The sequence below is a fragment of the Shewanella sp. SM68 genome (assembly GCF_025653925.1).
Classification (GTDB): Bacteria; Pseudomonadota; Gammaproteobacteria; order Enterobacterales; family Shewanellaceae; genus Shewanella; species Shewanella oncorhynchi.
In genome coordinates, this window is record NZ_JAKKRU010000004.1 from 166,143 (window position 1) to 187,635 (window position 21,493).

Below are 21,493 nucleotides of genomic sequence, written 5' to 3' on the forward strand. Positions count from 1 at the left end.
GATTAATGAATCACGAATCGCTTATTGCAGATGACCTGCATTGTGCAATTCACGATCATCCTTTGCAGGCGGATTCCACTGATACATCCAAGTCTCAGACAATGGCTGACCATCGACCTCCAAATAGACTCTCAGGTTAATCGGCTCAGTACCGTCTCCAGGTGGCACTACGTCAAACATAGCGCGGTAACCATTAATCGAGGCTAAAGGACGGGCTGATTCAATTTCCACTTTGCCTTCAGATGCTGTGATCACGGCTTTAACTTGGGTGTCTTTACCTATCATAGGTAAAGTTCCGCCCGCGAAATCAACCACAAAACGCTTACTGTAGTATTTGCGTTTCTGGCCAACTACGCCGCCAATCCCGGTGAAGGTATCGACAACCCGAGCACGGGGTGATTGAACCGGTGGAATGCCACCCCAGTACATGTTGTAGCTGTACAGCAGCTCTTGACCAGGAACAATCGGCTCAGCAGGATTCCAGAAAGCCACTATGTTATCAAAGGTTTCATCCAGTGTTGGAATTTCAACCAACTGCACTGAACCTTTACCCCAACTGCTGGTTGGTTCAATCCATAGGCTTGGGCGTTTATCATAAAACACGCCGTCGTCCTGATAATGATCGAAGTTACGATCACGTTGCAGTAAACCAAAACCTTTTGGATTTTCATCGCTATAGGCGTTGAATCGCAGGTTTTCAGGGTTACCTAGCGGACGCCAAATCCATTCACCATTGCCCGTGTGCATGGCTAGACCATCGGTGTCATGGATTTCTGGACGCCAGTCATAACCGGTGCGGCGATCGTTCTCACCCACCATAAACATACTGGTCAGTGGCGCAACGCCTAAACGTTCAATCGCTTTACGTGGATAAACAGCCACATCCACCTTCATTTTTAAACGTTCACCCGGTTCGATATCAAAACGATAAGCACCCGTGACACTCGGAGAGTCTAGCAAGGCATACACAGTGGTGATATTCGATCCTGGTTTAGGTTTTTCTAACCAGAAATTGGTGAACATTGGAAACTCTTCGGGTTTTGGCAGTGCAGTATCAACCGCTAAGCCGCGAGCCGACAAACCGTACTGCATTTCTTGACCCACTGCGCGGAAATAACTAGCGCCAAGGAAGGCAACAATGTCACGCTGCCAATCGGTATTAAATTGCATACGGAAACCAGCAAAACCAAGATCCTTAGGCAACTGACTACCTTTGACCTTTGACTTGCCGTAATCGAACATTGAAGGTGAATATTCGATTAACTTAGCCTTACCCTCATTTAGCTCATAAATATGAATAGGGGTATCAAAAAACAGCCCAAGATGGAACAGTTCGGCACGAAACTCCGAATCTTGATCACGCCATAGTGCGGCTTTCTTCTTGAAGTGGAATTGTTGGTAATCATCCCAACTCATGCCCTGAAGGCTTTTAGGTAATTCGCCTTTATGACTCTCATAGGGTTGTGCAGCCATAGTACGGGCGTAACCCTTAAGCCAAGCGTAACTAAACTCTTCACCTTCTTGTGGTGACGCCTGCTTACCTGCCGCACATGCTGAAAGACTCAGCAATACGCTACAGGTTAACAATACGCCGCCAACCATACGCTGCAAACGGCCGCGACGAGAGGAAAATTGGGCTTCAATCGAGGGTAGTGTCGCCCTCGATTCTTGATAAACGTTTCTTTGTTCGGGAAATAAATTGGGTTGCATAAGCAGACTCTGAATTGGTGTAACTTCCTGACACTTCCCTGCAAATCTGAATCAATTGCAGCGATGGCCCTGTGGAGAACTGTTGATGACAGAGGTAACAATACAGCGATCAGCAACAATTCGCCAGAATCTAGCATACTTTCTGTCGAATGGAATATGGCATGCTAGCTATTTTCAATCTTGAGGCCTATTTATGAAAATATGATTAAAAAATTCCGTTATTTACTGAATTCACGCCCATAAAAACTTCACTGCCAGCAAGAAGGCCGTCGACTTAATATCTGAAGATAAAGTGCACCTTCGGCATAGGTTAATTATCTGCTCAGCGTGTTAACTCGAAGAGATAATATCGCCAGCCCGCAAAATCGGTTTATGGCCTTAAAATCATACAAGTCGCCGTAGCAGTGGCGAGCAGTTTTCCATCTTGCGTTTTTAGCGTACCTTCCGAAATACCTAAAGACTTAGATAAATTGATCACCTTCCCCTCAGCCACTAACACTTGATGTTTAGGCACAGGTCGAATCATTTTAATATTCAAGTCGATAGTGCCGTAACCGACACCCGCTTCAAGCAATGTATGCACGGCGCAACCTGTAACAGAATCCAATACAGTCGCGGCAAAACCACCATGAACGCCGCCCAATGGGTTGAGGTGCTTATCATCGGCAGTCGCATGGAATGTCACCGTTCCTTCGTCGGCTTGAACCAGCGACATTGGCATAGTGAGAGAGATAGAAGGTGCGGGTAATTCACCCCTTGCCATCGCCTGTAAAATGGCTAAACCCGACATTTGCTGAATATTCATATTCCACCTAAATTGATGAGCGTCAAAGCACATGAATAAAAATGACCGCTTAACCACTTTGGATTAGGCGATCATTTAACTGAAAATCAACTTAAACGCTCAGTCTGCATTAACCCCATCGGCGTCTAAATTGGATCCATCTACTACTAAAAAGACTAATAAATATAAGCTCAGCGAAGATCGAATCTATCTAAGTTCATCACCTTAGTCCAAGCGTCGATAAAATCATCGACAAATCGTAGCTGTGCATCACTGCTCGCGTACACTTCTGCGAGTGCACGCAGCTGCGAATTAGAGCCAAAGATCAAATCAACACGACTTGCAGTCCACTTTTGCTGGCCGCTGACACGATCAACACCCACAAACATATCCTCCGCTTTAGAAGTGGGTTTCCACGTCGTCCCCATATCGAGCAAGTTAACAAAAAAGTCATTGGTCAAAAACTCAGGACGCGCAGTCAAGACACCCGTTTTTGACTGATCAGAGTTCGTATCTAACACCCGCAGACCGCCAATAAGCACTGTCATTTCCGGCGCAGTTAAGGTCAGCAATTGTGCCCTATCGACCAATAACTCCTCCGCCGAAACAGAAAACGGAGTGGGATGATAATTTCTAAAGCCATCTGCGACAGGTTCAAGTACCGCAAAAGATTCCACATCAGTTTGTGCTTGCGTGGCATCCATACGACCCGGCGTAAATGGAATCGTTACTTCAACCCCCGCATTTCTAGCCGCTTGGTCAATACCGACACAGCCTGCCAGCACAATCAAGTCAGCAAGGGAGATTGTCTTACCTCCTTGATTGAACTCAGACTGAATACTCTCAAGCACTTTGAGCACCTTAGCCAGTTGCTCAGGCTGATTCACTGGCCAATCTTTTTGCGGCGCGAGTCGAATTCGCGCACCGTTCGCACCACCGCGCATATCGGAACCCCGGAAGGTTGACGCCGAGGCCCAAGCGGTTGATACGACTTCTGAAATCGTTAATCCAGAACCAATAATCTTCAATTTGAGATCAGTAACATCCTGCTCATTAACCAGAGGATGATCAACCGCTGGAATTGGGTCTTGCCAAAGAAACGTTTCTGCAGGCACTTCAGGACCCAAATAGCGCGTGCATGGCCCCATATCTCTGTGTGTCAGCTTGTACCAAGCTTTTGCAAATACATCGGCAAACTCATCGGGATTTTCAAAGAATCGACGTGATATTTTCTCGTAATCAGGATCGAAGATCAGTGCAAGGTCGGTAGTCAACATGGTTGGCACATGACGTTTTGAAGCATCGTGCGCATCGGGGATCACCCCTTTACCCGCGCCATTTTTAGGTATCCACTGATGGGCACCCGCAGGGCTCTTAGTCAGTTCCCATTCATATCCGAATAGATTTTCAAAAAAATTGTTACTCCATTGGGTTGGTGTTGAGGTCCAAGTCACTTCGAGGCCACTGGAAATAGTATCGCCACCTTTACCGCTTTTATAGCGACTCTGCCAACCTAGCCCTTGCTGCTCAATACCTGCGGCTTCTGGCTCAGGTCCGACTAATGCTGCATCACCTGCACCATGGGTTTTACCAAAAGTATGACCACCTGCAATTAAGGCTACGGTTTCTTCATCATTCATCGCCATGCGGGCAAAGGTTTCGCGGATATCTACGGCGGCAGCGAAAGGATCTGGGTCGCCATTGGGTCCCTCAGGGTTAACATAAATCAACCCCATTTGGACTGCGGCGAGGGGATCTTCAAGATCTCGCTCTCCCGAGTAACGCTTATCGTCTAACCATTTATTTTCCGCCCCCCAGTAAATATCAGCTTCGGGTTCCCAAATATCGACTCGCCCACCAGCGAAACCTAAGGTTTTGAATCCCATAGATTCCAGCGCGACATTACCCGTGAGGATCATCAAATCGGCCCAAGAGATTTTATTGCCATATTTTTGTTTAATCGGCCAAAGGAGCCGGCGTGCTTTATCGAGGTTTACGTTATCTGGCCAGCTGTTTAACGGTGCAAAACGTTGATTACCGCTCCCCGCTCCGCCACGTCCATCACCGGTACGATAGGTGCCAGCACTGTGCCATGCCATACGAATAAATAGCGGCCCATAGTGGCCAAAATCTGCTGGCCACCAGTCCTGTGAATCCGTCATTAATGCGAGGAGATCTTGCTTTACAGCAGCTAAATTGAGGGATTTAAAGGCTTCAGCATAATTGAAGTCATCACCCAAAGGATTAGATAAGGAAGAGTGTTGGTGCAGAATATCGAGCCGGAGCTGTTTAGGCCACCAATCTCGATTCGAGGTGCCACCAGCAGAATGGTGCATAGGACATTTGTTCTCAGACATAACGTGCTCTCCTTCTGTTCGCAAAAAATATTCAAGTAAATAAAATCTAAATGACTTTTGCCGCAAGTTTGTACTGCTTAACGCTCTCTACCACAGACTAATCGTTTCAATAGAGAAATAAAAACCAGTCTAACGACCTTACCTTACCTCTAGATGAAACGCGATGAATCCGCTCATTAAAAAATATTCAGCAAAAATTACCCTTTCTAAAATAAGCTATTAAAGGATAGTAGAATCATACCAATCATAAAAAACAAGGGCTGCAAAATGCAGCCCTTGTTTTTTATTGGGTAAAACTATGGGATAACTAACTATTTAGCTTCTGCCACAGGTTTGCGTCTATTGTGCGCAATGATCAGGGCAACTAAACAGATAACCCCGACAGCGATACCCACTGGCTGGCTCAAAGGTTGCGGTAAACCTAGGCCAATACCCGCAGTCATAATATAAGACACAGTAACGCTGGTACCGCCAATTGCTGGTAAGCTAACAATCCAATGGAAGGTCCCGCGATCGAACAAATACTTAGTCGCTAACCACAACACACTGGTTGATAGCAGCATATTTGAGAAGGCAAAGTAACGCCAAATCAAAGAGAAATCGATCTTCGTCATAAAGTACGCAATGGTCAGAATAGGCACAGCAACCAATAAACGATTACGCATACTTTGCGGAATATGGAAGGCATCGATAATAGTCAAACGCAGCGAACGAAATGCGGTATCGCCAGAGGTAATAGGGAAGATAGCCACGGCCACAATCGCCATAATACCGCCCGCAACACCTAAATACGTAGTTGCCACTTGGTTAACCACTAAACCTGGGCCACCTTGGTCGAGCAAACTCTTAAGCTCAACATAACCGCCAGGGAAAGCTGCAATACCCGCCGTTGCCCATACACAAGCAACGATACCTTCAGCAACCATAGCGCCATAATACACAGGGCGAACATACTTCTCATTCGTCAAGCAACGAGCCATGATGGGCGCTTGAGTTGAATGGAAACCGCTAATCGCACCACAGGTAATAGTCACAAATAACAGTGGCCAAACAGGTAGTCCATCTGGATTTGGTTCGAGTAACTCATTGTTGTAATGGCTGTGGTCGAAATAGGCAAACACATCACCCATTTCAGGTAACTGCGGCGCATTGATCATTAGAGCAACGGCGATAGAAACTGTCATGACTATCATCAACAAACCAAATGCGGGATATAATTTAGTGATGATTTTATCAATCGGCAGCATAGTCGCTAAAAAGTAATAAACTAAAATCACTAACACCCAGAAGGTATTATTGCCAAAGATGGTGTCTTTAAAATAATCGAGATTACTCAGCAAACCTGCGGGGCTCATGATGAAGACCACGCCCACAAAAAACAGCAGCATAGCCGTAAACAGCAACATCACGCCTTTAAAGTAAATATTAAAGTAGTGGCCCGCAATCTCTGGCAGACTCTTACCGTCTTCTTTAATACTGAGCACGCCAGAAAAATAATCATGTACTGCACCGCCAATAATATTCCCCAGTACAATCCACACTAAGGCTATTGGGCCGTAAAGTGCACCGAGGATCGGGCCAAATATCGGCCCCACACCCGCGACATTGAGGAACTGGATCAGAAACGCTTTAGCCGGATGAACCGGAACGTAATCGACGCCATCTTCGAATCTCGCCTGTGGTGTTATCGCTTTAGGATCTATACCCGCTTGCCGCTCAACAAAGGGACTATAGAACTTGTATGCAAGCACTAAGAGTGCGATACAAATAAAGAAAATTAACATTATTTAATTATCCATACTTTAGTAGGAGGTGATTTAATGGAGAGTTTCATTGAGTTAGCGACTGAGGTCAAGCAACACACTATTAGACTAATGTCGGGTTGATTATCTGAAACAGCCGTACGAGTGGGTATAGATGAACAAACGCGTTTAAAAATAATCCCTATGAAGTATTCAATTTATCTGCAACAGTACTTATCATACTAAAACTGAGTTCCTCTCATCGTCCTTATTCCATTCCACGATTTAGTAGTACTAAGCTAGTCAGTCAACACCTACTAAGTTAACCATGGACATACAAATAACCTTAAGTAGAATACTTAAATCATTGCTGATTTAAAACTTCTTTATAAATTGAGCTAAATATCAGACCACTTAACCCCTACCCAAGTAATAAACCTAATCCATTCTATAACTTCATATTGCAATAGAGTCTAATTTAGTTAATCAGCAACATAAAAAACTACCTTAAGCGCTAGCGACTTATTACTTAATCATTTTACAATTTATAAAAACCGTAAAACTGCAAGAAAAAATCAAAGACCAAAAATAAAATATTCACTAACCTTTAAAAATAACATCAAACAAAGAAAACTACTATTTGACATCACAAAATTTAAAATAAATCATTAGTAAACCAATAAAACTTAAGTTATATTTAGCAAAAATAAAAACACCATTAATCTGCCTTTTAATGATTTAATAATAACTTATTTTTGGCCGAGTGCTCTTGCGCAAAAATGGTAATAGCTGACTTTACCAACATGACATTCCATACATTCTGCCCATGTTATGGCGTTCATGTTGAATGTTCAAACGATCCCAAAGGAGATAACACATTTAAAAACTTTAAAAGTTCAATAAATTAAAGCGTTATAAATAAAGATAAATTTATCTAAATAACAAAAGCTTGTATTTTTACAATCAAAATAAGACACTTATTTAAGGACAAATCATGTTAAAAAAACTTCTAACGCCTATGCTGGCTATTTTCCTTCTACTCTCAGGTTGTGCCACAGTACCAATGGCTTCACAAGAGGAAGATGCAAAGCTTAAGACATTCCAGAAGCCAGCTGACAATAAAACAGGGATTTATATATACCGCAATAGTTTTGCGGGTCAGGCTCTAAAGAAAAATATCTATATTAATGGTGAGATGATTGGCGAATCTGCTAATAAAGTCTACTTCTACAAGGAAGTCGAACCAGGTGAGCAAACACTTTCTACCGAATCAGAATTCAGTGAAAATAATTTAAAACTATCGACAGAAGGTGGTAAAAACTACTTTATCGAGCAATATATAAAAATAGGTGTTTTTGTTGGCGGTGCGGGGTTGCAGTCAGTAACTGACGGTGAAGGCATGAAGAATGTTAAAGAATGTAAACTTGCCAAATAGTTTATAGCTAATTTTTGCTTTTATAAAAATTCAGCTGTAACAACATAGCTTATCCAGTTGTATCTTTAATAATCACACCTTTTAAAAAGTTCTAGAAAACAAAAAACCAGCCAAATGGCTGGTTTTTATGGTGCATTTTATCACTATGATTGTCAGCTAATGAGTAAACCTTTTACTGTTTAGCCAATTCCCACTCATTCATCGTCGATAAAATGACTAACCGAAATACCTTGTTCGACTGCATTACGCCTGTGGGCGCATGGCAGGGAACAGGATCACGTCACGGATAGTATGAGTGTTAGTGAACAACATCACTAAACGGTCGATACCAATACCTTGACCTGCCGTTGGTGGCAAACCGTGTTCCAGTGCAGTGATATAGTCTGCATCGTAGAACATAGCTTCATCGTCACCTGCATCTTTCGCGTCAACCTGTGCTTTAAAGCGGTTGTCTTGATCTTCAGCATCGTTCAGCTCACTAAAGCCGTTAGCCACTTCGCGGCCACCGATGAAGAATTCGAAACGGTCAGTGATGAAATGGTTGTCATCATTACGACGTGCCAATGGTGAAATATCCGCTGGGTAGCCAGTGATGAACGTCGGTTGCATCAATTGCCATTCAGCAGTTTCACCGAAGATTTCTTCAAGCAGCTGACCACAAGTCCAGAACTTCTCAATCTTCATGCCTAAGCTTTTCGCTAAATCACGCATGAATTCAACATCTTTCACTTGCTCATAGGTCATAGCTTGGATAGTGGCGTTATCAGGATTGTACTTCTGAATCGCTTCTAACATGCTTAAACGTGCGTATGGGCCGCCGAAATCAACTGTGTGCTCACCGTATGGCATTTGCGCACTGCCAAGCAGTTCGATAGCAATCGAGCTGAGCATTTCTTCGGTAAGGTCCATCAGATCTTTGTAGTCAGCATAAGCCATATAGAATTCCATCATAGTGAATTCTGGGTTATGACGTGGCGACAGACCTTCGTTACGGAAGTTACGGTTGATTTCGAACACACGCTCAAAACCACCTACCACTAAACGCTTCAAATATAATTCTGGCGCGATACGCAGGTACATTGGCATGTCTAAGGCGTTGTGATGAGTGATGAAAGGACGGGCCGAAGCACCACCTGGGATCACGTGCATCATAGGGGTTTCAACTTCCATGAACTCTTTTTTGATCATGAAGTTACGAATTGCAGAAACCACTTTAGAACGCATGATGAAGGCATTGCGTGAATCTTCGTTAACGATGAGATCCACGTAACGTTGACGGTAGCGCATTTCTTGATCGGCTAGACCATAATAGTCCGCAGGCAATGGACGCAGCGCCTTGGTCAGTAGCTCGTACTGTTCCATGTTGACGTATAAGTCGCCTTTGCCAGACAAATGCAGCTGACCGGTTACACCTATGATGTCACCGATATCCAGACCTTGAAAACGCTCTTTCAAATCAGCTTGTACGCTTTTTTCAGCGTAAGCTTGAATACGGCCAGACACGTCTTGGATCACTAAGAAAGGACCACGCTTTGCCATGATGCGGCCAGCGATGCTGGTCTTAAAACCTAAGGCTTCGAGTTCTTCTTTAGTGTTTTGACCATACTGTGCTTGTAATTCAGCCGCTTTATGGGTGCGACGGAAGGTATTTGGATGGGCATTAGCACTACAGTTTGGGCGAATGCTTTCTAGCTTGGCACGGCGCTCGGCGATCAGTTTGTTCTCATCAATTACTTGTTCAGTCATCTTATTTCTCGTCTATACCTTGAATTAATTACAGCCCAGATTTCAAACTGGCTTCGATAAACTTATCCAGATCGCCATCGAGTACCGCTTGAGTATTGCGGGTTTCAACGCCTGTGCGTAAGTCTTTAATGCGGGCATCGTCTAATACATAAGAGCGAATTTGACTGCCCCAGCCGATATCAGACTTAGCGTCTTCTGCGGCCTGTTTGTCGGCATTTTGCTTGAGCATTTCTAACTCAAACAGTTTTGCTTTCAGCTGCTTCATCGCAGCATCTTTATTTTTATGCTGTGAACGGTCGTTCTGGCACTGCACGACGGTATTCGTCGGTAAGTGGGTAATACGAATCGCCGATTCCGTTTTGTTAACGTGCTGACCACCCGCGCCAGATGCGCGATAAGTGTCAATACGCAGATCCGATGGGTTGATATCAATCGTGATATCGTCATCGATTTCTGGATAAACGAACACAGAGCAGAATGACGTATGACGACGACCCGATGAATCAAATGGCGACTTACGTACTAAACGGTGCACGCCAGTCTCAGTGCGTAACCAACCGAACGCATATTCGCCAGTAAACTTAATGGTCGCGCCTTTAATACCAGCCACGTCACCATCGGTCACTTCCATCAACTCAGGGCTAAAGCCATGGGCTTCGCCCCAACGTAGGTACATACGCAGCACCATGTTGGCCCAATCTTGGGCTTCGGTACCACCACTACCAGACTGAATGTCTAAATAACAGTTTGACGCATCTTGCGGGCCGGAGAACATACGACGGAATTCAAGATCGGCAAGGCGGCTTTCGAGATAATCCAGCTCTTTACTGGTTTCATTGAAGGTATCTTCGTCTTCCTCTTCAATAGCCAGCTCGAGTAAGCCTTCAACATCTTCAAGACCTGAGTCCATATCGTCTATGGTTTTGACCACAGCTTCTAGGCTGGCGCGCTCTTTGCCTAAGGCTTGGGCGCGCTCTGGGTCGTTCCACACTTCTGAACTTTCAAGCTCACGGGTAACTTCTTCTAGACGCTCATTTTTGGCATCGTAGTCAAAGATACCCCCTAAGAAGCTCCGTGCGCTCGGCAAGCTCCTTAATTTTGAATTTTACTGGATTAACTTCAAACATGAGTTTTCAACTTTCTTTATTTGGCCGCTTTAATTGATCTTCCACTAAAAGGGGCGGTGATTAACAGTATTTGCAACCGCGCATTTTAACCTAACCAGACTGGTAAACCTAGGGGTGCACTGTTCATTAAATGGGATAACAAGGATTATTTTCCAAGCTAAAAGACCACAGCACTAAAGCCGAGACTAACAAAAAGCAATGAGTTAAGACTGTGATCTTACTTAAATTTAGCCAAGATAGTGCTATGCGCGAGGCCAATGGCTGACACACAAGCGCTCTCCTGCCTAAAAAATCCCCATAATATCAAAGGAAACACAACTAAAAAGGCCTGATAACGCCAACCCCATCACGACTAAACTAGAACAAACATTCATCAGCGCACAGTCTGAGCGGGTTTGTGATTCAAGCTGCAATTTTGCAACAAACTTCACTCGCCCATAAGCGTCTTCTAAAGCTGTCTAGGTATACTCGAAACAACCTAAGCCTGCAGCCCCGCGCTATAGCAGCTAAGCACCCTACATATAAAAAGGCCATGGGATGATAGAACTTCGAATTGATGACCAAGTGTTGTCGGTTAATCCGACCGATAACCTACTGCAAGTGGCGCATGCTGCTGGCATAGCAATACCCAGCTTATGTGATCCCAGCGCAGCCTCGCAGCAATTAGGCATTCACGAACATGCAAACAAGCAAGCCTGCAATTTGTGTGTCGTCCAAATTGAGAATTCCGACGCGAGTTTGCGCTGCGTACGCGCCTGTGAAACATCCGCCACCGTCGGCATGCGAGTCATAACTCAGTCTGAATTCTTAAGCCAAAAACGCAAACAAGCGCTGACCGAAATCTTGAGCGATCATTTTGCCGATTGCGAAGCCCCCTGCCAACAAGCATGCCCTGCGGGCGTCGATGTGCAGAGTTACCTGTATCACATCGCCCAAGGCAACCATACTGAAGCCGTTAAAGTCATTAAACAAACTTTGCCGCTGCCACTCTCCATTGGCCGTGTCTGCCCTGCTTTTTGTGAAGCACAATGTCGCCGCGGGCTGGTCGATGAGCCCATTGCCATACGCCAATTAAAACGTCACGCCGCCGATCTCGACTTAGCTGATAGCGAAAATGGGGGCATGAGTTATGTGCCGTCACGCCAAGCCGACACGGGCAAAAAAGTCGCCATTATCGGTGCGGGTCCAGCAGGATTAAGTGCCGGATATTACTTATCAAACCAAGGCCATAGCGTTGAGATATTCGAATCTATGCCACAGGCGGGTGGCTGGCTGCGCTATGGCATTCCTGAATATCGCTTACCCAAGGTGATACTCGATAAAGAAATCGAACTCTTGTGCCATAACGGGTTAACCATCCACACAGAAACACGTCTCGGTCACGAGATACATTTAAATCAATTAGTTGAAGATTTTGATGCCGTCTGTCTCGCCATTGGCGCCCAAAAAGCTGTGCCTATGGATTATCCCGGCAGCACACTCGCGGGTTGCTACTTAGGTGTCGATTACTTAAAAGATCATTGTCTCGAAAAGACACTTGTTTTAGGTAAGAAAGTCGCCGTCATTGGCGGTGGCAATACCGCTATTGATTGCGCCCGCACAGCAGTGCGTGAAGGTTGCGATGTAACCCTAATTTACCGTCGTACCCGCGCAGAAATGCCCGCCGAAGCTTACGAGGTACATGAGGCCGAAGTCGAAGGGGTGAAGTTTCATTTTTTAACCAATCCGCTTGAAAACCATAGCGATGCGCAAGGTAGAGTCCATTCAGTCACCTTCGCTAAGATGGCACTCGGCGAAGCCGATGCCTCTGGCAGACGTGCTCCCGTTGATACCGGCGAAACCTTTACTCAAGATTTCGACACTGTGATAGCCGCAGTATCACAAACTCCCGACATGAGTTTTATGCAAGATCCCGCGAGCCACTTAAGCAATGGTGAACTCGCTCTCAGCCGCTGGAATACCTTTATTGGCTGCGAGCACACTATGTCGTCCGGGGTTGAAAAACTCTTTGTGGTAGGGGATGCACGCCGCGGCCCTGCTACCGCAGTCGCTGCGATAGGCGATGGCCATAAAGCCGCAATTGCCATAGATAAATTGCTCAAACAAGGCCTAAGCTGTGAGCTGCATGCCACTGAATTTAATTCATCAAAAGCAGTCGGTAACACAATAAAACAAGGCTTGCCAACTACCGAGCTCTACCCCTCTGTCGCACGTAAAGCCCGTTTAACCATGCCCGAATTGAACGCGGTGCAACGTTTACTCAATTACGGCGAAGTCGAGCTAGGCTTTGCTCCCGATGCCGCCATGCAAGAAGCTGCGCGCTGCCTCGAATGCGCCTGCCAAGCCAATACGGATTGTAAATTAAGGGACTATGCGACCGACTACCATGTCGAACCTAAGTCACTCAGCACTCAAAGCGTGCGTAAGTTTTCGGTCGATAAATCGAGTCCGTTCATTCAATTTGATGCAAATCGTTGTATTAGCTGCGGTAAGTGCGTCGATGTGTGCCAGTTGCAGAGTGGCCATTGTGCGATTCAATTTGCCCATGATTCCTATCAAGCACTGCCGCAAGACATAAGCGAAACCGCCACGCGCCGCGCACCGAGAGTCGGCTTTAGCGCTAGCATGGCCGACAGCAAATGTGTGCAATGCGGCAACTGTGTGCAGGTTTGCCCAACGGGTGCACTCGTCGATGCGCGGGATAAACGCCAAGGCGATGAAACGCCACTCAAAACCGCCTCAACAATTTGTACCTATTGCGGCGTAGGCTGTCGGCTTGACCTTAAAATCGATACCAGCACGAATCAGATCCGTCATATCGAGGGCAATAAAGAGTCTGTGGTAAACCAAGGCATGTTGTGTGTGAAAGGCCGGTTTGGTTTCGATTTTATTCACAGTGAAAAACGCCTCACCACGCCACTCATTCGTAAAAATGGCCAGCTCACGCCAAGTAGTTGGCCTGAAGCCATCGCCTATGTGGCCGAAAATTTACAGCGAATAAAACAGCAACATGGCAGCAATGCACTGGCAAGCTTGGCCTCGGCAAAAGCCACCAATGAAGAAAACTTCCTCCTACAAAAATTTGTCAGAAGCATACTCGGCACCAATAACATCGACCATTGTGCCCGTCTGTGTCATTCATCTACAGTCACTGGGCTACAGCAAAGTATCGGCAGTGGCGCCATGACCAATGACATTCCGAGCATTCAAGCATCGGATGTGATTTTTATCATAGGCTCAGACACCAGCAGTGCTCACCCGATCATCGCCTCGAAAATTAAGCAAGCCGTGGCTTTGCATGGCGCAAGATTAATGGTGGCCGATCCTAAACGTGTCGCCATTGCCGACAGTGCACAGCTTTATGTCGCCCACAGACCCGGCACTGACGTCATGCTACTCAATGCGATTATGGCGGAAATTATCCGCAACGACTGGCAGGATAAAAGCTACATTGCCGCGCGCACCGAAGGCGTGGATGCTCTCTATGCTGAACTCAAAAAAGTAGATTACAGCCTAGAAAACGCAGCCTTGATAACAGGTGTTAAAGCCGAAGATATCGCCCGCATCGCCCAAACCATAGGCACTGCCGACAAAACCGCAGTCTACTATGCCATGGGCATTACCCAGCACACGACGGGACACGACAATGTTACCGCCATATCTAATCTACAACTTCTGTGCGGCAATATTGGGGTTGAAGGAGCGGGGATTAATCCACTGCGGGGACAAAGTAATGTGCAAGGTGCCTGTGACATGGGCGCACTGCCTAACTTCTTCAGTGGTTACCAAAAAGTCACCGACATTCATGCCAGAATGCGTTTCGAGGCACATTGGCAAACGCCGTTATCGGGAGAAATTGGCGTGACCGCAACCCATATGATGCATGATATTTCCAAAGGGAAAATCAAGGCTTTATATGTAATGGGCGAAAACCCCGTATTAAGCGACCCAGATCAAGCCCATGTGCTTAGGGCGCTTAATGCAATCGACTTTTTAGTGGTGCAGGACATCTTCCTCACCGAAACCGCCGAGCTTGCCGATGTGGTTCTGCCCGCCGCAGCCTTTGTCGAAAAACGCGGTCATTTCACTAATACTGAACGACGAGTGCAGCGACTCGAACAGGCCCTGCTACCGCCAGGTGAAGCCCTTCCCGATTGGCAAATTGTCCAAGCCATTGCCAATGCGATGGGTGCCGCTTGGGATTACCCTAATGAAGAAGCGATTTGGCAGGAAATCAATGAGCTGACACCACAATATCGCGGCATTACTTGGCAGCGATTAAGCACTGGAGTTGACGGTAAAATTCCCCAAGGCATTCAATGGCCATGTCCAGATGAAACCCATCCGGGAACGCCCATCATGCACCAAGGTCAATTCACCCGCGGCTTAGGCAAGTTCACACCAGTAAGTTATCGCTTACCCGCAGAAATGCCCTGCAGTGAGTACCCGCTCACTCTGTCGACCGGACGTTTACTGGAACAGTTCCACACAGGCACCTTAACCCGTAAAACGGCTGGACTCGACTTACTCGGCTCGCCTAAAGTAATGATTTCAGTCTACGATGCCGAGCAACTCGGCATAGGCAATGGCGATAAAATCAAACTCACAACCCGTCGCGGTGAAATTGAAATCGACGCCTTTGTGACGAAAAGAGCCCAAGCTGGCGTACTATTCCTGCCTTTCCACTTTGTGGAAGCTGCGGCGAATAAACTCACCATCAATGCACTCGATCCTGTCGCTTTTATCCCAGAATATAAGGTCTGCTCGGTAAGGGTTGAGCGGGTTGCCGAGAAAATTGATTAGAATGAACTGACTAGGCTGGATTGACTAAAGTAGATGGATTAAGTGCTCTTCAAAAAGGTAAATAAGCCAAATAAAAACGGGAGACTTTAAGTCTCCCGTTTTAATCAAGATTGCTGCAATTAAATCTTAAACTGTCCCACTAAATCTTAAACTGGCCCACTAACTTGCCCAAGTTAATGCCTTCTTCCGAGACTGTCATACTGATCCTAGCGGCATCTTCGCTGGAATGAAGTAACTCGTTTACAATCTCTTGGATGGCATACACGTTACGGTTAATTTCTTCGGTTACTGAGCTTTGCTCTGTCGCCGCGGCCGCAATTTGGGTACTCATATCATTAATCGCCGTTACCGCTGAAGTGACTGAACCTAAACTATCGGAAATCGTGCGAGAAGAATCCACCGAACGTACACAGCTTTGCTGACTCTCTTCCATGGCTTTCACGGCTTGGGTCACTAGCTTATGCAGTGCCGATAACATCTCGTTGATTTCTAACGTGCTGGCTTGAGTTCGACTGGCTAAATTACGCACCTCGTCGGCGACCACAGCAAATCCACGACCCTGTTCACCAGCTCGGGCCGCTTCGATGGCGGCGTTTAATGCCAATAGGTTAGTTTGCTCGGCAATACCGCCAATGACAGAAAGCACGCTGTTGATCTTCTGTGATTGCTCGCTGAGTGACTTTATACTGCCCGCCGCATTATTGATTTGCGACATTAAAGACGCAATCTCCTCAAGCGAAGCATCAACACAGCGCTGGGCATTCGCCACATCACCAGTAGCAGCGTGAGTCGCTTCGGCTACTTGAGTAGTATTCTTAGCCACTTCGTTCGCAGTGGAGGACATCTCAGTGATTGCAGTCACCACCTGATCGGTTTCATTGTTATGACTCACCAACTGGCTCGACATGACTTTAGTTTGATCATGAATCGCATTGGCAGCCGTTTTTACTTTAGCCGTCGCAGTCGCAACATCGCCGATAATATGCTGAAGTTTATCGACAAAGAGGTTAAAGGAGCGCCCAAGTTGGGCAATTTCGTCTTCACCTTTTACGGTAAGTCGTTTGGTTAAATCCCCTTCGCCCTTAGCAATATCATTTAAGTTATCGGCCATATTCTTGATTGGCACGACCATACGGTGGGCGGCAATCATAATGATAAAGCCAGTAATACCCGTAAGGAAAAGCGCTATCAGCAAAATCGCGAAGGATTTTTCTGCCATTTGCTCAGTCACTGTCTCGCGATAATCTTCAACAACAGCTTCAATATCATCGATATATGCCCCAGTACCTAACATCCAGTCAGTACCAGGGATCATCATGGCGTAACTGATTTTTTCAATCTGTTCATTAGTATTAGGTTTTTGATAGTAATAGGAAAAACTACCATCGCCACGTTTAGCGGCATCGAGCAGACCGACGATAATTTTAGTGCCGCGAGGATCTGTCATATCCATTTTATTTTGCCCTTCTAAACTCGGTATGAGGGCATGAAAAATATTTTTCCCTTGAGAGTCATACATGAAGAAATAACCCGCACTGCCAAAACGTATGTCTCTTAGCGCTTGATTCACATTCCCTTGTTCTTTTAACGATAATTGGTAATTCACTATACCAGCGGCAATTTCGGTAGCTTCTTTGATTTGTTGTTTACGTTCACCGACGAGCTTAGATCTAAAGGTAACCACCTCATCGGCAAGCGCATCTTGCTCAACATAATAAGAAACCGACATCAACACCAATAATGCGAGGATCAAAGGAAACAGCGACAGCAATAATAATTTATTGCGCAAACTCAACTTAGACATACTTGAATGCTCCAAAGGATTACAACTTGTATCTTCGGAGTATAGCTAAGATTGTTGTATTTCTATGCGCTTAAAGTAACAAAATCTTAATCTTGCTCAATAAACATTCGATTAATAACGACTCAGTTCAAAGCATATTAAGCAGCACACCATATACACTAAAGCCTAATACCAGTTGTAGCATAGGTGGTTTAAATAACTTTAATGCACCAAAACCGAGCAATACCAAGGCCATATCTTTACCTGAGAATACCGCCTGAGAAAACACGGGTTGATAAAGTGCTGCGGCAAGTAAGCCAACAACACAGGCATTCACTCCCGCTATCGCGCCAGCAATTTTTGGTCTTGCGGCAATCGCATGCCAACTTTTCAACCCCACCAGCATGAGTAAAAAACCGGGTAAGAAAATGGCTGCGGTTGCGATGCAAGCTCCCATGAAGGGCTTATCTAACATCACTTCAGCGCCTAAAAAGGTCGCAAAGGTAAACATAGGTCCTGGCACTGCTTGGGCAAAGGCATAACCTGTCAGAAAACGATCGCCACCTATGGTATCACCCACCGCAGTTTCCAACAGAGGTAGCACAACATGACCACCACCAAATACTAAGCTCCCTACGCGATAAAACTCACCGAAGATCCAAGCTTCAGATCCTAAATCCACGATAAAAAAACTGCCGATGAGCAACACGAAAAAGAGCAACAAATAGAAGTAATTCAATCGAATCGGTGCCAGCGCTACTGTGTCATCTTGGCTCGCACTCAATTTATAGATGCCGATAGTGGCGGCGCCGAGTAACAAGAGGATTTGCGTCAACATAGATGGCGCAATCAAAATTGCCGCAGCACTGACTAACATTAATAGGCGTGCGGATTTGCGTTGGCAGAACTGTTTAAACATGGCGAGAACGGCATCGGCAACCACAACGACGGCCATTAACTTAAGCCCATAAATCATCCCTTGAACATAATGATTGGCGAGCCAGGCCGACGTTGTTACCGCCAGTAAGTACATCAAAATAAAGGAAGGTAGTGTAAAACCGGCAAAAGCAGCAAGCGCGCCAACAAGCCCGCCTCTTTGATAACCAATGGCAAAGCCCACTTGGCTCGACCCTGGCCCCGGCATAAATTGGCTTAAGGCAACCAGACTGGCGTAACGCTTATCATCGAGCCAACCGAGTTCATTTACGAAGGTCTGGCGAAAATAACCAATGTGCGCCGCAGGTCCGCCAAAACTCATCAAGCCCAAGGTAAAAAAGCGTAGGAAAATCTGTAGCATAAATCGCCGCCCATCAATGCATAAAGTGCTGAAGATTATGCCACTAAAAAGACACTTTGATGAAGTTTCACGCGAGCAGCACAGATAAAAGTATTGCAAAGACTCCACATGGTAGAGTCCTTATGATTGTTTGAGCGGACTTCAAGAGTCGTAAAGCGAGTGAACACAAATGCTTAGTGATAAATTGATGAGCTAAAAAATTAATCCTTCACCAACATGACTAGTACTTCGAAGTGATCCGTGTGGGGGAATAAATCAAATAGCTGCACTTTGGTTAAGTGATAGCCTTGAATATGTTCGAGATCTTTCGCTAAGGTTTGCGGATTACAGCTTGAATAGAGAATGGCCTTAGGGGCAAACTCGCTTAAAGACTGACATAGCGCCTCGCCAATACCGCGCCTCGGCGGATTAACTATGATCAAATCCGGCTTATCGGCAGCGCTTTTACCCTTAGCAAAGTCGGTGGAATCGAGCGCCATAAATTGTACGTTTTCGAGCCCCATCATTTGCGCTGACATTTGCGCGCAGGCAATCGCTTCAGCTTCAATTTCAATCCCTGTGAGGGTAATATCTTTAGATGCACAGTGCAGTCCGAAACCGCCTACACCACAGAAGAGATCCCATAACGAATGAGGTGAAAACTCGGCAACCCATTCACGGGCCGTTTGATATAACTGCGCCGCAACGTGTGGATTGGTTTGGAAAAAGCTCTTAGGCCGAATAAACAAAGGCACATGATTAAAACGTTCTTCAAGCCTAGTATTCTCAGTTAAGAAAATCTCTTCATCACCCTCAAGTATTGCCATATGAACCGGTTGGATATTGACTGACACCACTTTTATTTGCGGATATTCAGCTAATAATGCAGGTAATTCACGTTCGATACGTTCGATACTATTGGTGGACCGCAGTACAAACCGCAGTAGATATTCACCACGCACTTGACTGCGGGTCAGCAGAATAAATTTAAGTTCACCCTTGGCTCTATCTACCCGATAAGGAGGAAGTCCAGCCTGCTGCACAAAGCGTGTTAAGCGATGTAATAAATCTTGCATATCAGATGGATATAAAAGGCAGTCGCAAAGATCTACCGCCTCGCCACTTGGGCCCACAATCCCCAACACAGGCGCATGGGCGGCGCCTAAGGCCACCATTTTAGCTTTATTACGAAAGCCGCTGTCCTCGCCAATTACCGGCGGCTGAAAAATATCGGGCAAATTAGCTGGGATAAAAGGCGCGAGTAGTTGCTGTAAAGTTTGAGTCTTAACCGCCACTTGCTGCACCATAGGCTGTTGTATATGCCGGCAAGAAAGGCACTGACCTTGGTTAAAATAACCACATTGCTTGACGGTATTTACAATAGCAGCATTCACGGCAGATCCTAGATATCAGTAAAAAAGCGCCACACTGTAGCGGTTTTACAGGTAAAAATCACCTTGAAGCATATTCAAATCAGCATCAAGTGCATAATTCACGGCGCACTCAAGATAGGGTGAGTTTATCAACATCAGCAATAGACTGCCGCTTACCTATGGCCTTTTCAATCCATTCAAGCACTTCGGCTGAGGTACTGCGAAACGTCGTTAACTTACCGCCATATAAACTGAGTATTCGCGGATGGGAAATCGATGTTTGCATTAAGGTATCTCGCGGTCGCTCAAAGGCTTGGCTATTTTGCTTAGGCAAGACCCGAATACCACAGAAAGTTTTGGTTATTAGCGCCTTGAGCTCATCAATATCCGGCGTTAGTGGGAAATAATGTTTGTAGATCCCCAGCAGATAATTAATTTCAGATTCGGTCGCCTCAGGCGGCTTATCTAAAGAAGTTAATTCAGTTTCTGTGGTGCCGACTAAGGTTTGACCATACCAAGGCATCACAAATATTACCCGTTTATCGAAGCATGACTCTAAGTACAAGATGCCATCGGGCGCAGGAATATCCAGTAACACATGGGCGCCTTGTACCCAATCGAGTTCAACACCCGCAAGTGGGGGCAAGACTTTGCTTAAAACAGCATTTACCCAAGGACCTGCAGCATTAATCACAAGCTTCGCTTCGGCTTTATGGATTTCGCCCCTGTGGCTAAAACTCAGCTCACAGGTCTCGCGCTTGTGTTCCAACTCAAGAAATTCAGCCTCGGCATAGACTTCAGCGCCCAGTGCCTGCGCGCTGCGCGCCACCGCTTGAGTGAGCAATTTATCGTCGGTCTGCGCATCCCAGTACTGAAATACGGCTTTTAATCCAGAGAGTTTTAATCCCTTGAAACGATGCCAATGCACAGCAGGTACTGACACAAATTGGCCTAAAGGATCAAATTCACTCAGCAGTGCATACATACTCAGTCCAGCGCGAATGGTCCAAGGACTGCGCTGACTGTTGTCGTACACGGGAATATAAAAGGGCACAGCTTTAACAAGTGATGGCGCAAGATTGAGTAAATGTCGCCTTTCAAGCAATGATTTGCGGACTAAATTAATTTGTCCGGTTTCTAAATAGCGTAAACCACCGTGGATAAGCTTGCTGGAATTCGCTGAGGTTTGGCCGCCAATTTCGCCCTTTTCAATCAGCAAGGTGGAATAGCCCGCTGCTGCTGCATATTGGGCAATGCCGACACCGCTGATCCCACCGCCAATAATGGCTACATCGAAACAGGCCATAACTTACTCTCGCACCTTCAATAGACGACTGACCCGCTGAGCCTCAAGCAT

Annotated in this window: 12 protein-coding genes; 2 read left to right on the forward strand and 10 right to left on the reverse strand. The window is 45.9% G+C overall.

Annotated elements, in window-relative coordinates; genetic code table 11:
- Positions 1–21 precede the first annotated feature (21 nt).
- The 4 genes from L5M40_RS08710 to L5M40_RS08725 form a co-directional block, all read right to left on the reverse strand.
- The gene (locus tag L5M40_RS08710) at positions 22–1,710 is read right to left on the reverse strand and encodes a glucan biosynthesis protein (protein WP_263176838.1); all 1,689 of its coding nucleotides are present in this window, start codon (positions 1,708–1,710) and stop codon (positions 22–24) included.
- A 370-nt stretch (positions 1,711–2,080) separates the two neighbouring features.
- Positions 2,081–2,515, reverse strand: coding sequence for a PaaI family thioesterase (locus tag L5M40_RS08715; protein ID WP_028761608.1), 435 nt, complete (start codon positions 2,513–2,515; stop codon positions 2,081–2,083).
- Between the two features lie 170 nt (positions 2,516–2,685).
- Positions 2,686–4,851: a catalase/peroxidase HPI gene (gene katG / locus L5M40_RS08720; RefSeq protein WP_263176839.1), complete on the reverse strand. Its 2,166-nt coding sequence runs from the start codon at positions 4,849–4,851 to the stop codon at positions 2,686–2,688.
- Positions 4,852–5,162: 311 nt separating this feature from the next.
- Positions 5,163–6,635, reverse strand: coding sequence for a carbon starvation protein A (locus tag L5M40_RS08725; RefSeq protein WP_173497338.1), 1,473 nt, complete (start codon positions 6,633–6,635; stop codon positions 5,163–5,165).
- A 952-nt stretch (positions 6,636–7,587) separates the two neighbouring features.
- On the opposite strand from L5M40_RS08725, the gene L5M40_RS08730 reads away from it, so the two are divergent.
- On the forward strand, positions 7,588–8,028 hold the full coding sequence (locus L5M40_RS08730; RefSeq protein WP_105250059.1) for a DUF2846 domain-containing protein: 441 nt from the start codon (positions 7,588–7,590) through the stop codon (positions 8,026–8,028).
- A gap of 243 nt (positions 8,029–8,271) precedes the next feature.
- Here L5M40_RS08730 and lysS read toward each other — a convergent pair whose 3' ends face one another.
- Both lysS and prfB read right to left on the reverse strand, forming a co-directional pair.
- Complete coding sequence (gene lysS, locus L5M40_RS08735) at positions 8,272–9,774, reverse strand: lysine--tRNA ligase (RefSeq protein ID WP_006080389.1); 1,503 nt, start codon at positions 9,772–9,774, stop codon at positions 8,272–8,274.
- Between the two features lie 28 nt (positions 9,775–9,802).
- Positions 9,803–10,901, reverse strand: a protein-coding gene (gene prfB, locus L5M40_RS08740) for a peptide chain release factor 2 (protein ID WP_168824900.1) whose coding sequence is annotated in 2 segments (ribosomal slippage) — positions 9,803–10,825 and positions 10,827–10,901 — 1,098 coding nt in all. Because the reading frame shifts where the segments join, the coding sequence is not laid out codon by codon here.
- Between the two features lie 537 nt (positions 10,902–11,438).
- Here prfB and fdhF point away from each other — a divergent pair.
- Entirely contained in the window at positions 11,439–15,704 is a 4,266-nt protein-coding gene (gene fdhF, locus L5M40_RS08745) for a formate dehydrogenase subunit alpha (protein ID WP_263256515.1), read from the forward strand.
- Positions 15,705–15,843: 139 nt separating this feature from the next.
- On the opposite strand, the gene L5M40_RS08750 is transcribed toward fdhF, so the two are convergent.
- From L5M40_RS08750 to L5M40_RS08765, 4 genes are all read right to left on the reverse strand, one after another.
- The gene (locus L5M40_RS08750; RefSeq protein WP_105250062.1) at positions 15,844–17,508 is read right to left on the reverse strand and encodes a methyl-accepting chemotaxis protein; all 1,665 of its coding nucleotides are present in this window, start codon (positions 17,506–17,508) and stop codon (positions 15,844–15,846) included.
- Positions 17,509–17,635: 127 nt separating this feature from the next.
- Positions 17,636–18,784 carry a chromate efflux transporter gene (gene chrA / locus L5M40_RS08755; protein WP_131524688.1) on the reverse strand — a complete coding sequence of 383 codons (1,149 nt, stop codon included), beginning with the start codon at positions 18,782–18,784 and terminating at the stop codon, positions 17,636–17,638.
- A gap of 200 nt (positions 18,785–18,984) precedes the next feature.
- Positions 18,985–20,157, reverse strand: a complete 1,173-nt coding sequence (rlmC, locus tag L5M40_RS08760) for a 23S rRNA (uracil(747)-C(5))-methyltransferase RlmC (protein ID WP_113939836.1) — start codon at positions 20,155–20,157, stop codon at positions 18,985–18,987.
- Between the two features lie 109 nt (positions 20,158–20,266).
- A complete protein-coding gene (locus tag L5M40_RS08765; protein ID WP_263178515.1) occupies positions 20,267–21,442 on the reverse strand; it encodes a glycerol-3-phosphate dehydrogenase/oxidase in 1,176 nt (391 codons plus the stop codon).
- Positions 21,443–21,493 lie beyond the last annotated feature (51 nt).